The sequence below is a fragment of the Rhodococcus sp. AD45-ID genome, from assembly GCF_003023755.1.
GTDB lineage: Bacteria > Actinomycetota > Actinomycetes > Mycobacteriales > Mycobacteriaceae > Rhodococcus_F > Rhodococcus_F globerula.
In genome coordinates this window covers 1,401,915-1,416,034 of the sequence record NZ_PYHL01000002.1, presented here as the reverse complement: position 1 = coordinate 1,416,034, position 14,120 = coordinate 1,401,915, and the positions used below count along the sequence as shown (strand labels likewise).

The 14,120-nt window shown below is 62.9% G+C and carries 10 protein-coding genes; 9 read left to right on the top strand and 1 reads right to left on the bottom strand.

Going from position 1 to position 14,120, the window contains the following annotated elements:
* The first annotated feature begins 160 nt into the window (after nt 1-160).
* Genes C7T36_RS22785 through C7T36_RS22775 form a run of 3 tightly spaced genes read left to right on the top strand, consistent with a single transcriptional unit; the run spans nt 161 to nt 3,578 of the window.
* Nucleotides 161-1,621 carry an iron chelate uptake ABC transporter family permease subunit gene (locus C7T36_RS22785; protein ID WP_084702879.1) on the top strand — a complete coding sequence of 487 codons (1,461 nt, stop codon included), beginning with the start codon at nt 161-163 and terminating at the stop codon, nt 1,619-1,621.
* Between the two features lie 2 nt (nt 1,622-1,623).
* Complete coding sequence (locus C7T36_RS22780) at nt 1,624-2,727, top strand: iron chelate uptake ABC transporter family permease subunit (RefSeq protein ID WP_045068076.1); 1,104 nt, start codon at nt 1,624-1,626, stop codon at nt 2,725-2,727.
* Nucleotides 2,724-3,578 carry an ABC transporter ATP-binding protein gene (locus tag C7T36_RS22775; protein WP_045067741.1) on the top strand — a complete coding sequence of 285 codons (855 nt, stop codon included), beginning with the start codon at nt 2,724-2,726 and terminating at the stop codon, nt 3,576-3,578. Before C7T36_RS22780 ends, C7T36_RS22775 begins: the two co-directional genes overlap by 4 nt.
* A gap of 10 nt (nt 3,579-3,588) precedes the next feature.
* On the opposite strand, the gene C7T36_RS22770 is transcribed toward C7T36_RS22775, so the two are convergent.
* Nucleotides 3,589-6,162, bottom strand: coding sequence for a rhomboid family intramembrane serine protease (locus C7T36_RS22770; protein WP_045067740.1), 2,574 nt, complete (start codon nt 6,160-6,162; stop codon nt 3,589-3,591).
* A gap of 165 nt (nt 6,163-6,327) precedes the next feature.
* Here C7T36_RS22770 and C7T36_RS22765 point away from each other — a divergent pair, with 165 nt between their 5' ends.
* From C7T36_RS22765 to C7T36_RS22740, 6 genes are all read left to right on the top strand, one after another.
* Nucleotides 6,328-6,723, top strand: coding sequence for a BlaI/MecI/CopY family transcriptional regulator (locus C7T36_RS22765; RefSeq protein ID WP_033232050.1), 396 nt, complete (start codon nt 6,328-6,330; stop codon nt 6,721-6,723).
* Between the two features lie 44 nt (nt 6,724-6,767).
* Nucleotides 6,768-7,721 carry a M56 family metallopeptidase gene (locus tag C7T36_RS22760; protein WP_033232051.1) on the top strand — a complete coding sequence of 318 codons (954 nt, stop codon included), beginning with the start codon at nt 6,768-6,770 and terminating at the stop codon, nt 7,719-7,721.
* A 280-nt stretch (nt 7,722-8,001) separates the two neighbouring features.
* Nucleotides 8,002-9,984, top strand: a complete 1,983-nt coding sequence (locus tag C7T36_RS22755; protein WP_239654729.1) for a DEAD/DEAH box helicase — start codon at nt 8,002-8,004, stop codon at nt 9,982-9,984.
* Between the two features lie 217 nt (nt 9,985-10,201).
* A complete protein-coding gene (gndA, locus tag C7T36_RS22750) occupies nt 10,202-11,659 on the top strand; it encodes an NADP-dependent phosphogluconate dehydrogenase (RefSeq protein WP_033232053.1) in 1,458 nt (485 codons plus the stop codon).
* A 62-nt stretch (nt 11,660-11,721) separates the two neighbouring features.
* Nucleotides 11,722-13,230, top strand: a complete 1,509-nt coding sequence (locus tag C7T36_RS22745; protein ID WP_045067738.1) for a DEAD/DEAH box helicase — start codon at nt 11,722-11,724, stop codon at nt 13,228-13,230.
* A 5-nt stretch (nt 13,231-13,235) separates the two neighbouring features.
* The gene (locus tag C7T36_RS22740; RefSeq protein WP_033232055.1) at nt 13,236-14,117 is read left to right on the top strand and encodes a DMT family transporter; all 882 of its coding nucleotides are present in this window, start codon (nt 13,236-13,238) and stop codon (nt 14,115-14,117) included.
* Nucleotides 14,118-14,120: the final 3 nt, after the last annotated feature.

The window sequence follows — 14,120 nt, the reverse complement described above, 5'->3', positions numbered from 1 at the left end:
AGGTTAGCCTCACCATAATTCAAGAGTAAAGATCTGTGAGCCTCAGCACGCATATTCGGTCCGGAAACCAACCCGCGCGAGGTTCCCGGGGATAGGGTTCCGTAACCTAAGATCTGAAATCCCTGCGAGCCAAGACCAGGAGTTCGATCCACCAGTGACCATGACCGACACGCCCGGGAGCGAACATCCGCGCGGGCCCAGCGAGAACTACGGACGACGTGTCGTACCCCGAGGACCGGCGCCCGTCCGATTGCGCATCCTTGCCGGACTGTTCGACGTCGCAATCATCGCGCTCCCTCTCGTGATCGGCTGGTACATAGTCCAGTCCTTGCAGGACGACAACGGCGGCGGTGAAGCTGATCGCGCAGTGTTCGGCGGGACAGCAATCGCCATCGCTATCGGGCTTCTCATCTGGAACTTCGGATTCCGTGAGGGCACGAATGGACGAACGTCCGGAAAAGGTTGGGTCGGCCTGATCACCCGGGATGCACAGAACAAGCAGCCCATTGGCGTCAGACGCGCACTCTTGCGCCCGATCAACCGATCCGGAATCGACGTTGTCCGCGAAAGCACCGCTCGCGACGAGGGGTTCGCCGAACTCGAGCGCGACAACTCGGTATCAGCCACCCGCAGGCGTCGTCTCATCGGTCTTGCAGTTCTGACCGTCCTTCTGGTGTTGGTCATGCTTGCCAGCATCGCGGTCGGTGCGCGTCCGCTCACTTTTGCCGAGATCTTCCATGCAATCTTCAACTCCGACGGATCGCAAACCGACATCATCGTGCGAACTCTGCGCGCGCCGCGAACAATCCTGGGCTTGGTTGTCGGCATCGCGCTGGGAATCGTCGGTGCACTCATTCAGGGGCACACCCGAAATCCCCTTGCCGACGCCGGCCTCCTCGGCCTCAATGCCGGCGCTGCGTTCTTGGTTGTCATGTCGATCTACCTGTTCGGGTTCACCGCACCGAGTCAGTACATGTGGTTTGCATTCGCTGGTTCGTTCATCGCGAGTGTTGTCGTATTCGGCTTGTCATCCATCGGCAACGGAGGTTCCAGTCCGCTCAGCCTGGCTCTCGCCGGGGCCGCTGTCGCGTTCTTCCTCCAGGCCATGACCAATGCGGTGATCATCCTCGACCAGGCAAGCCTCGACGCGTACCGATTCTGGGTGGTCGGCTCGGTGTCCGGACGCGGATTCGACGTGTTGTGGCAGGTGCTTCCCTTCCTGGTCGTCGGTCTCGTCATTGCTCTCGCGAGCACGCCAGGACTCAACGTCCTCAGTCTCGGCGACGACGTAGCCAAAGCGCTCGGAACCAACATTGTCTTCAGTCGCACTCTCGGCATTGTCGCGATCACCTTGCTGACCGGCGCCGCCACCGCTGCCTGCGGACCTATCGCCTTCATCGGCCTCGTCGTGCCACACGTTGCCCGGGCCATCACCGGCCCTGATTACCGTTGGCTCGTCCCGTACGCGGGTCTGCTCGGCGCGATCATGTTGATAACCGCCGACATCATCGGACGCGTTGTCGTCCGTCCGGGTGAACTTCAGGTCGGAATCATTCTGGCGATCTTCGGTGCGCCGTTCTTCATCGCTCTCGTACGGCGCAGGAAGTTGGCAAGTCTGTGACCATCACACAAGGCAAGGTTCTCCGGGGTGAACCTGGTGCGCTCCCCCGAACTGTTCCCTCCCGCAAAGCGATTCGTGTCGGTTCGTTCTCGCTGGTGTATCGCCCGCTGGCGGTGTCGGTGTGCGTTGCACTGACTGCCGCACTGTTCGTGCTGATCTGCCTGAGCGTCGGACGCGGCGACTACCCGATCTCCATCCCCGATGTGATTTCAGTTCTGTTCGGCGGCGGCACAAAAACCCAGAACCTCATCGTCTTCGATCTCCGCCTGCCCCGGTCACTGACAGCTCTGTTCATCGGTATGGCACTCGGCATCGCCGGCGCGATCACGCAGACCATCGCCCGCAATTCACTCGCCAGTCCGGACATCCTGGGTATCACCGCCGGTTCCAGCGCCGCCGCTGTCGCACTGATCGTTCTCGGTGGTGGCGGATCGTTTGTGGGTCTGCTTGCGACACTCGGCATTCCGCTGGCAGCGCTGGCGGGCGGGCTACTGACCGCCGTGGTCATCTACACGCTGGCGTGGCGCAAAGGCGTCGAAGGATTCCGTCTGATCCTGATCGGCATCGGCGTCAACGCGATGTTGGTGGCAACTACCGGGTGGCTCCTGATTTCAGCCGATATCAACGATGCGTCCCGGGCCCAGGTATGGCTGAACGGCTCGCTGAACGGAGCGACCTGGAACCAGATGTGGCCGGTTGCCGTCGCGGTGGTAGTTGTCGGTGGATACGCCGTGATCGCGTCGTTCACCATGGGTGCACTGCGATTGGGCGAGGACAACGCGACGTCACTGGGCGTGCGCCTTCAGTCGTCACAGGCCAAGCTCCTGCTCTCGTCCGTCGCATTGGCTGCGATCGCCACCGCCGCTGCCGGGCCTGTCGGCTTTGTCGCCCTGGCTGCTCCGCAGGTAGCGATGCGCTTGGTGCGATCTGCCGGCCCCCCGATCGTCGCGTCCGCGCTCACCGGCGCTGTGCTTGTTGTCGGCAGTGACGTGATCGCCCGCACGGTTCTTCCCGTCGAATTGCCGGTCGGCATCGTGACATCAGCGCTCGGCGGACCGTTCCTGCTCTACCTCTTGGTTCGTAACAATCGGAAGGTCACAGCATGACCACGTTGTCCCAGTCCGTCGACGCCCCCGCACGTCTCGTCGCAAAGGATCTCACCCTGGGTTACGGGGATCGCATCATCGTCGACGGTCTTGATCTCGAAATCCCGACCGGCGTGATCACGACGGTCATCGGACCGAACGGCTGCGGTAAGTCGACGCTCTTGCGTGCTCTGGGACGACTGCTCAAGCCCAAGAGTGGGTCGGTTGTGTTGGACGGCAAGGCAATCAGCTCGATGAAGACCAAGGACGTCGCACGAGTGCTTGGCATGTTGCCGCAAACTCCAGTCGCTCCCGAAGGGTTGACCGTCGCCGATCTGGTTGCGCGTGGCCGCCATCCCCACCAGTCGTGGATCCGTCAATGGTCGGCAGACGACGAAGGCGAAGTAGCTCAGGCGCTCGAGTTGACCGGGGTATCAGATCTTGCAGATCGTCCGGTCGATCAGCTGTCCGGCGGTCAGCGGCAGCGGGCGTGGATCTCGATGGCGCTGGCGCAGGGCACAGATATCCTTCTGCTCGACGAGCCAACGACCTACCTGGATCTTGCGCACTCCATGGAGGTTCTCGACCTCGTTGATCAATTGCACGAGGAGATGGGCCGCACTGTGGTCATGATCCTGCACGATCTCAATCTCGCGGTGCGCTACAGCGACCATTTGATCGTGATGCGGGACGGCGCCATCGTCGCCTCGGGAGTTCCGAAAGACATCATCTCTGCGGAACTGCTCCTCGAGGTGTTCGGTCTCGAAGCCGCTGTCATCGACGACCCGGTCTCGGATCGCCCGCTGATCGTGCCCATCGGAACTCGACATGTTTTCGGTACCGTCGGCGGGCCGGCCGCACAGCCTTCCTGACGGCATTCGCTCATCGACCGATGATCGTCCGCACCAACTTCACTCCCTGACCGAGCGACACGGTAGGCAGGTACGCCCGCCCTACTGCGTTGCCGATACTCGGCAGCGCGGCAGGATCGGCGAACACCATGTGCATGGGCACATATCGCGGCTGGAACTTCGATTTGAAGGCCAGCAGCGAGCGGAAACCGTACACGGGTTCGAGGGTGCGCCCCAAGAATTCGAGCACGTTGTCCATCACGCCGGACAATGTCATCGCTTCCAGCTCAACCGAATCCGAGCCGTCATCCGTCGCGACCTTCGCCAGCGGGGCACCCGAGAGACTCAGGAATTCGACTCCCTCGGATTCCAAACTCAGGGCAGCCGACGCGATCAGGAACTCCATGGTCGGCCTGAAACCCTCGGAACGGCGCCGCATGAAGTCGAGAGTCCAGCCCACGATTCGGCCGTCCCGGTACACGGGCAGCCATGATGTGACACCGTGGACCGTGCGTTCCTCGTCGATCGCGATCAGGCATCGCACGTTGTCGTCGTCGATTTCATTGAGTCCGCCGAGCGTGAAGCCCATTTCCGGCATTCCCTTGTCTGCGACCCATTCCTCGGAAATCGCGACAATCTGATCCTTGACGGCGATCGCGGCGTGCGGATAGTTGATCCATTCGGCCGTGATGCCGGACTTCTTCGCCCGATTCAACGCCGTTCGAATGTCCTGGAATCGTTTACCGGTGAACGCGATCTCGCCCAGATCGAGAATCGTTTCCTCGGCAACCTGCAGGCCGCTCCACCCCATCGAATCCGTAATCGCTCGAACGTCGTCGGTGACCGAGTAGAAGCACGGGATCCAGCCGTTTTCCGTAGCGAATTCTGCAAACTCGCCGATGGTGTCTCGCAGGTGACCGGGTGGCCCCACCGGGTCACCGGTAGTAAGAGCCACCCCGGAAATAACGCGGTACGCAACGTAACTCGAGCCGTCCGACGAAAACCAGAAGGTATTTCCCGTCCACGTCGTCATCCACGACAGCGGGCTTCCGGTTCCGGCGATCAGCATCGCTCGGGCGCGCGCGGCGTCCCGCGGATCAAGTGCGTCGACGGGTTTGCGGAACGTCACGAACACGAGAATCGATGCGGCCATCCAGAACACCACACCTGTCCATTCGAACAACAGAGTCGCTTCGATGTCGACGGGCAGAAGCCGCGGATCAACCAGTTGCAGATAGACAGGCGGCACCAACCGTTGCGGAAAATCAGCCAGAAGTAACGCGACGCTCGGTTCGCGGTCGAACCCGTGGCGCGCAACCATTCCCCCGCCCACGTACACCACGATCAGACCGGCGAGTAGCGCTAAGAGTGACACTGCCAGTTTCCGATAGGTTCCGGCCGGAGCGGACACGTCGAAATATCGCCGCGTGAGGATCAACATGATCAGGACGAACAGTGGGGTGAGGAACGGCACCAACGTCCGATACACGTTGGGGTCACCGATGCCGTAGAACAAACTCTCGCTGTCTGCTGCATCGACGAACCGGATGACGAAGTTCCCGATCGAGAGAATCAACAGGATCACCTGCGCGCACACCGTGGCGATCCAGGCGAAGCGCCGGCCGCGCCGCAAACCGTCGCTGAGCACGAGCACGAAGATCGAGGGCATGAGCGAGAGCAACGTCGGCCCGATCCCGGACAAGCGCAGTTCCAACAATCCGCGTCGGCAATCCGGGTCGGTCGACGACTCGGCACACAGGTCGCGGACCTCGGCCACTGTCCAGGGAACACCGCGGAACAGATCGCGGAGAACAGCCAAGGGTCCCACTGCCTCCGGGGAGAGTGCCGCGATCATCGGCCCGATCGCACTCGCCGCGACAACTATGGCCACCAGCACGCGGCCTTCCCGCTGAGTCCCGACGATTCGGTCACCGCGCGCTGACCTACCGACGATCCACGCACCGATCACCAACCCGACCACACCGGCGAAGAGGCGGATGACGTCCTGAAGTTGCCCACTGAACAACGCGAGCGTGATGGTGAGAGCGAGAACGCCCACGCGGATGCGTCGACGCCACAGCGTTCCCATGTTCGCGGTGGCGACCATCAGAGCCCCCACGACCCAGGCGCTTGCGCCCACCGCGGCTCCCGAGTGGAGGCGAAACCCCCAGCTGGCGTCGACAACCTTGGCCAGCGACGCCCACCCCAGCCCAAGGATCACGCCCAGTATCTGCGTTGTGACCGCCGCGATCGCGAGTTTCACCGTGCCCATGCGTCGTTCGAGGGGTGCGGCGACAACGAGCAACAGCACGGTCGCGCCGATGTACCGCAGAAGGTTCCCCTCCCACAGCGCAGATGTCAGTGGTGTCCATAGTCGCCCGTGTTGCAGCGAACCCATTCCGACGGCAATCTGGTGAGCCAGCGATCTCGACGGCCCATGCACAAGGCTTCCCGTCGCCGCACCCAGAACCCACGTGATGACCACGATCGACGTCGTCATCGGGGCATCCCGAATTCCGAAACGAACAAGCTCCCGGGCTTTACCCCCGTACGCCGACAGTCGGGTCGAGAGAGGCGTGGACTCAGAGGAACTGTCGATCTTCATCTGCGCGCGACTACTTTCTACTGATCGACTCTGCTCTGACGTGGCCACGGTCTCCATCCACGTTATCTGTCCTACAGCTCACTATGTCCAATACCACACTGATTGATCCGCCCTTACTACTACCAGTAGTACGTATTTCGTCGTGGAAGTCCGTAGAATCGAAGAATGGCAGGTCTAGGTGAACTCGAACGCGCGGTTATGGATCATTTGTGGTCTACAACCGAACCCCAAACTGTGCGACAGGTGCATGAAGCACTCGCAACACATCGCGAACTGGCGTACACGACGGTCATGACCGTCCTGCAACGACTCGCGAAGAAGCACCTGGTGATTCAGCAACGTGACGATCGCGCACATCGCTACCTCCCGGTGAACAAGCGTGAAGAGTTGGTCGCGAGCCTGATGGTCGACGCTCTGGCTCAAGCGCCGGAGTCAGACGGTCGAGCCGCAGCCCTGGTTCACTTCGTCGGCCAGGTCAATGCCGACGAGGCTGACGCTTTGCGCGAAGCACTTGCCGCTCTCGAGGTGCGCGAATCCGCGAAAAAAGATGTGCGGCCGTAGATTTTCTAGGCCTAACTGATTTCTTCGTGCATGATGACTAGGTCATGAACGCCACCACTGCACTGGTTTTCGGAATCCTCGCGTTGTTGCTAGCGGGTCCGGTACCAGCACTCCTGAGCCGCTCCACGTGGCCGTACCGGGCGCCGCGTGCGGCTCTCGTCCTGTGGCAGGCCATCGCGCTTGCCGCGGTGTTGTCAGCTTTCAGCTCGGGCTTGGCCATTGCCAGTCAGCTCCTGGTTCCAGGACCGGACGGACGACCGACCACTGCGCCGACCGCTGAGATCGACGCTCTTGGTTTGCCACTGTGGATTCTGTACGTCGTGGTATTTGCGCTCACCTTGCTCATCGGCGCGAAACTGATTTTTTCGATCCTGCAAGTGGGTGTACGAACTCGGCGGCGACGCGCACGCCACCGCATCCTCGTGGATCTACTCGACGACTGCGCCATGCCCGCCGCGGTGGAGCGCACCCCGGACCTGCGCGTTCTCGATGTCGAAGAACCCATCGCGTACTGCCTGCCCGGAATACGTCAGCGGGTGGTCCTGAGCCAAGGAACGTTGCAAAACCTCGATCATGCCGAGGTCAAGGCAATTCTCACGCACGAGCGTTCACACCTGCGCGCGCGTCACGATCTGGTTCTCGAAGCATTCACCGCGGTCAACCATGCGTTCCCCCGGTTCGTCCGTAGCAAGTCCGCCCTCGGATCCGTCCAATTGCTGGTCGAATTGCTGGCCGACGATTCCGCGGTTCGCGTCACGGGCCCGACTCCCTTAGCCCGGGCACTGGTCGCGTGTGCAGGTTCGACCGCACCGCGTGGCGCCATGGCAGCCGGCGGTCCGTCGACGTTGATCCGCGTCCAGCGACTCTCGACAGACGCTGCCGATCCCCGTGTTGCGGTATGTGCCTACCTTGCCGCCATCACGATTCTGGTTGTCCCCACGGTCGCCGTCGCAGTGCCATGGCTCACCGAACTTCGCTTACTTCTCAACGCGTACTAAGGTCTTGACCAGCAGAACGCGCTGTAGTAGTACAGGTCACACGCGGGGTTACCTGACTTCCCGGCAGCGAGTGGCGTACAGTAGAGCCCGGCCACCATCGTGGTTCATCAACATTTAACGGCACACAGCCCAATTCCCCGCAGTATGCGTTCGGATTGCCAGGTGACATGTGCCCTGGCTCGTCCCTTTGCGAACTGTGTCGTGTGTTCAAGCATGACTTCTTCCGCTCCGCGACGTGCCCGTAGTCCGGAGAGGTTTCCGCGTGACCAACGCTGTCCAAATGTCGTCTTCTGAGAACATCGCAGAAGATGTCGTAGTAACACCCGCCGCTGAAGACAAAGCCGCCACCGGGGCCGTCTCAGCTGAGCCCACCATCACTTTTGCCGAAATCGGCCTGCCCGAGCAGCTTGTTGCCGCCCTGGCCCGCAACTCCATCACCAGCCCGTCGCCCATCCAGGCTCAGTCCATCCCGGACGCGCTTGCCGGCACCAACGTTCTGGGCCGCGCACAGACCGGATCGGGCAAGACCCTGGCCTTCGGTCTGCCGATGCTGACCCGCCTGTCACGCCACGAAGATCGTCCGGCCGCGAAGCGTCCTCGCGCACTCGTGCTGGTCCCGACCCGTGAACTTGCATTCCAGGTGGTCGACTCCCTGAACTCCTACGCCGGTGCTCTCGGACTCACGGTCCGTCCCGCCGTCGGTGGTACTCCGTTCGCCAAGCAGGTCGATCAGCTCCGCCGCGGCGTCGACGTCCTCGTGGCTACGCCGGGTCGTCTGGGCGATCACCTGCGCCAGGGCACCTGCATCCTCGACTCGGTGGAAATCACCGCACTCGACGAAGCCGATCAGATGGCGGACATGGGCTTCCTGCCCGAGGTTCGCTCGATCCTCGGTGAGACCCCGGCCGACGGACAGCGTCTGCTGTTCTCCGCAACTCTCGACCGTGAGGTCCAGTCGCTGGTTCGTCAGTTCCTGGCCAACCACGTCACCCACTCCACCGAAGACGGCCGCGCGAGCGTCGACACGATGGAGCACTACGTACTCCTCGTCGATCGCGGGCAGAAGGACTCTGTTCTCGCTGAGATCGGCGCCCGTGACGGACGAACCATCATGTTCGCCCGCACCAAGCTCGGTTGCGAAGGCATCACCGATCGCCTCCGCGCAGTCGGAATCGCCGCAGAGTCCCTGCACGGCGGCAAGGCACAGAACCAGCGCACCCGCGTCCTCGAGCGTTTCAAGAACGGCCGCACTCCCGTCCTTGTTGCCACCGACGTCGCAGCCCGCGGCATCCACGTCGACGGCATTGACCTCGTCGTTCATGTCGACCCCCCGGCCGATCACAAGGATTACCTTCACCGCGCAGGCCGTACGGCTCGCGCCGGTGAGAAGGGAACTGTCGTTGCGATCGTTCTGCCGAACCAGAAGCGTCAGTTCAAGCGCCTGACCGGAATGGCGGGCGTCAACGCCGCAGCCGTTCCCGTCACCCCGGGTTCCGCCGAGCTCGCTCGCATCACCGGAGCCAAGAAGCCCACCGGAGAACCGTTGCGCGAGAGCTCTTCTCGTGGCGAGCGCTCCTTCGGCGACCGCGGTGGTTCACGCGGTTACCAGGGCAACCGTGAAGGTGGTGGCTACCAGGGCAACCGCTCTTCCGGTGGTTACCAGGGAAATCGCTCGTCGGGTGGATACCAGGGCAACCGCGACAGCAGCGACCGTGGCGGATACCAGGGCAACCGCTCCTCGGGCGGCTACCAGGGTGATCGTTCCTCGGGTGGATATCAGGGCAACCGTGACGGCGAAAGCCGCGGCGGCTACCAGGGCAACCGCTCTTCAGGCGGCTACCAGGGCGATCGTTCTTCCGGTGGATACCAGGGCAACCGCGACAGCAGCGACCGCGGCGGATACCAGGGCAACCGCTCCTCCGGCGGCTACCAGGGCAACCGCGACAGCCGCCCTTCGTACGGAGACCGCGACAGCCGCCCCTCCACCGGCTACCAGGGAAATCGCTCGTCGGGTGGATACCAGGGCAACCGTGACGGCGAAAGCCGCGGCGGATACCAGGGCAACCGCGACAGCCGCCCGTCCTACGGAGACCGCGACAGCCGCCCCTCCACCGGATACCAGGGCAACCGCTCGACGGGTGGATACCAAGGCAACCGCGACAGCAGCGACCGCGCAGGCTCGACCAGTGGCGGCGGATTCCGCAGCCGCACCGACCGTCGTAGCTACGACGGCTTCGACGGACCGAAGCGCGATCAGCGGTAATACACTCGCTGAGCTGCGGCTCACCAACTGAATATTGATCACACTCCGGCCACGCCGGAAGCTGTATCGAGACGGATGCAGGTCACTGCAATAAAGTGATCTGCATCCGTGTTTTGTATGCACGGTCTGATGTTCACGCGCGTCGCGGCCGCACAGTTTTTCGGCTGCGCCAGGCGCAGGATTTCACAGCCGCGGACCGAGAGGGAAAGCTGTAAGCATGTCAACCACTAGCACCGAATCACCCCGGGCACAGATCGGCGTCACCGGACTGGCCGTCATGGGTTCGAATATTGCCCGCAATTTCGCCCGCCACGGTCACACCGTTGCCTTGCACAACCGCAGCATCGCGAAGACCGATGCGTTGATCGCCGACCATGGTTCCGAGGGCGACTTCGTGCGCACCGAGACTGTCGAGGAATTTGTTGCCGCGCTGCAGAAGCCGCGTCGCGTGCTGATCATGGTCAAGGCCGGCGCGCCGACCGACGCTGTGATCGAAGAGCTCGCCAATGCGATGGAGCCGGGCGACATCATCATCGACGGCGGCAACTCGCTGTACACGGACACGATTCGCCGTGAGGCCGCTATCCGTGCGCGTGGACTCCACTTCGTCGGCGCTGGTATCTCCGGTGGCGAAGAAGGCGCGCTCAACGGTCCCTCGATCATGCCGGGCGGTCCGAAGGAGTCCTACGAGGCTCTCGGCCCCCTCCTCGAATCCATCTCCGCTCACGTCGACGGCACCCCGTGCTGCACGCACATCGGTCCGGACGGCAGCGGTCACTTCGTCAAGATGGTGCACAACGGCATCGAGTACGCCGACATGCAGCTCATCGGCGAGGCGTACAACCTCTTCCGTGACGCTCTGGGTTACGACGCCGGCCAGGTCGCCGACGTCTTCACCGAGTGGAACAAGGGCACGCTCGAGTCGTACCTGATCGAGATCACAGCCGAGGTTCTGCGTCAGGTCGACGCCGAGACGGGTAAGCCGCTGGTCGACGTCATCGTCGACGCTGCCGAGCAGAAGGGCACGGGCCGCTGGACGGTCAAGTCCGCTCTGGATCTCGGAGTACCGGTTACCGGTATCGCCGAGGCCGTGTTCGCTCGCGCACTCTCCGGTAGCCGCACGCAGCGCGCCGCAGCTCAGGCTCAGGGCTTGGCTTCGGGTTCGCTCGGTGACAAGCCTGCTGATGCCGAGCAGTTCGCCGCGGACATCCAGGCAGCGCTGTACGCCTCGAAGATCGTGGCATATGCGCAGGGCTTCGACCAGATCGCGGCCGGTAGCGCCGAGTACAACTGGGACGTCAAGCCTGCGGATCTGGCAACGATCTGGCGCGGTGGTTGCATCATCCGCGCGCAGTTCCTCAACCGCATCAAGGACGCGTTCGACGCTGATCCGTCGCTGCCGAGCTTGATTCTCGCTCCGTACTTCCGTGAAGCCATCGAAGCAGGAATCGACAGCTGGCGTCGTGTTGTCGCCACCGCGACGATGCTCGGCATCCCAGTGCCGGCATTCGCGTCGTCGCTGTCGTACTACGACGGACTGCGCGCGGAGCGTCTCCCGGCTGCGTTGACTCAGGGTCAGCGTGACTTCTTCGGCGCTCACACCTACGAGCGCATCGACAAGCCCGGCAAGTTCCACACGTTGTGGAGCGGCGACCGTAGCGAAATCGAGGCCTGATTCACACCCGGTATCGGTAGACGCGGTCACCTGCGTCTACCGATACCCGGTAGCCTGGACAAATGCCGAAATCGACGATCGACTCGCCCACATCAACCGAAGGGCGCTCGTTCATCGACCTCGGAATCCCCGCTGTGATGGTGCACGCACTGCGCCGACACGGGATTGATGCTCCGTTCCCCATCCAGGCTGCCACGATTCCCGATGTGCTGGCAGGCCGCGACGTTCTGGGGCGTGGCGCGACAGGTTCCGGCAAGACTTTGGCTTTCGGGCTTCCCATGCTGGTCCGCCTCAAGGGCGGCGCAAGCAAACGCAATCGCCCCCGCGGATTGGTGCTCGCTCCCACCCGCGAACTGGCAATTCAGATTCACAAAGCGCTCGACGACGCGGCCACCGAGGTCGGCTTGCGGGTAGCGAGCGCGGTGGGCGGCGTCCCGATCAAGCGTCAGGCCGACATTCTGGCTCGCGGGGTCGATCTGCTGATCGCCACGCCTGGCCGGTTGCTCGATCTGCTCGAGCAGAAGTCGGTGATCCTCGACGACGTTGTGATCACCACGATCGACGAAGCGGACCACATGGCAGACATGGGCTTCATCGACGAGGTTGCCAAGATTCTCGACACGACTCCGAAAGATGGTCAACGCCTTCTCTTTTCGGCAACGTTGGACGGCAAGGTCGACGATTTGGTCGCAGGCTACCTGCGCAACCCGGCATCGCACGCCACCGCTCCCCCGGTTGCGACGGTCTCCACCATGGAACATCACCTGCTGTTCGTGGACCAGGTGGACAAGAGATCCGTTGTCGCACATATCGCTTCGCGTGCGGGACGAACCATCATGTTCGTCAAGACGAAGCACGGCGTGGATCGTCTTGCGCAGCAACTGCATTTGATCGGCGTGTCCGCCGGAGCCCTGCACGGCGGAAAGACGCAGAACAACCGGACCAAGACCCTCGCGTCGTTCTCCGACGGCACGACGCCGGTCCTGGTGGCTACCGACGTCGCCGCCCGCGGCATCCATGTCGACGACGTGACGCTGGTTGTCCATGTCGATCCGCCCGCCGAGGCCAAGGATTACCTGCACCGCGCCGGTCGTACGGCCCGCGCAGGTGAATCGGGTGTTGTCGTGACGATCGTGACCGACGAGGAACGCGCGGGGGTCGAGAAGCTGACCAAGGCGGCCGGCGTGAAGGTTCACAGCGTTCGGGTCCGTCCAGACGATCTGGAACTCACCCGCATCACCGGAGCCATGGAACCGACGGGAATCCCCGTCGCAGCTCCCGATACGACCATCGAGGTCACACACACGGCCAAGCGTGGGCGCCAGGAACACGACACTGCTGGCCGCACAGCTGCCGGCGGCCGGATGAAGAAGGACGGTGACAAGCGCGCTGTTGCGTCGCGCCGGGTCACCGATCCCAAGACGGTGAAGAAGATTCGCGCCGACGGCACTCCCGTCCCCACACGTTCGGAGCGCCTCGCGTCCAAGGGGCTCACGCCGCGCCGCGGAACAGGTACACCGAATTCGGGTCGCCCGTCTGCCGGAAAAGCCGGAGGCAAACGCGCACACTGAGATCTATGGGCGATCTTCCACTGATCTCGATCATCTGCGCACTCGCTGCCGCACTGCTCTTCGCGTGCGCGTCGGTAGCTCAACAGCGGGCCGCGTCGTCGGTGCCTGAGGGCGGCGCGCTGGTGGCGTCGTTGATCCGAAGTCCCCGGTGGTGGGCCGGCCTGATCGGCGACGGCGGCGGTTACGTCATGCAGGCCCTCGCGCTGGCACTCGGTTCGGTGTTGGTGGTGCAGCCGTTGATCGTGTCGTCCTTGTTGTTCGCGCTGCCGCTTTCGGCAAAGTTCTCGGGGATCCGGATCACTCGAACGGCTTGGACGTTTGCGGTCATGCTTGCCATTGCCCTGGCCGTCTTCCTGGTAGTCGGTGATCCCACCGAAGGCGACAGTAATGCTCCGTGGTCGGACTGGGCGGTGCCGCTGGCGATCACGGTCGGAGTGGCCGTCGTTGCCACCATCGGCGGCTTGTCCAAACTCGATGCCGGATGGCGCGCGCTGCTTCTCGGAGCCGCAGCGGGCATCTACTTCGGTATAGCCGTCGCATTCACGAAATACGTGACCGAGCTTCTGGAGCACGGTTTTGTCGGCGTAGTGAGCGCGTGGCAGACCTGGGCTCTCATCGCGTCGGGTGCTATCGGCGTGTATGTGCAGCAACGAGCGTTCCAGGTGGGTCCGTTGTCTGCGTCGTTGCCGGCCTTGACCATCGGCGAACCGATCGCGGCAGTGTTCCTCGGTATGACGGTTCTCGACGAGCGACTACGAGTCGAGGGCCTCGGGATTCTCGTCATCGGTTGCGCGGTGGCCGTCATGATCGTCACCACCATCGCGCTCTCGCGGTCGCAAGGACGCGAAACAATCGGCGTAACTGCGCCGTCGCCGGTAAGCTCGTGAAAC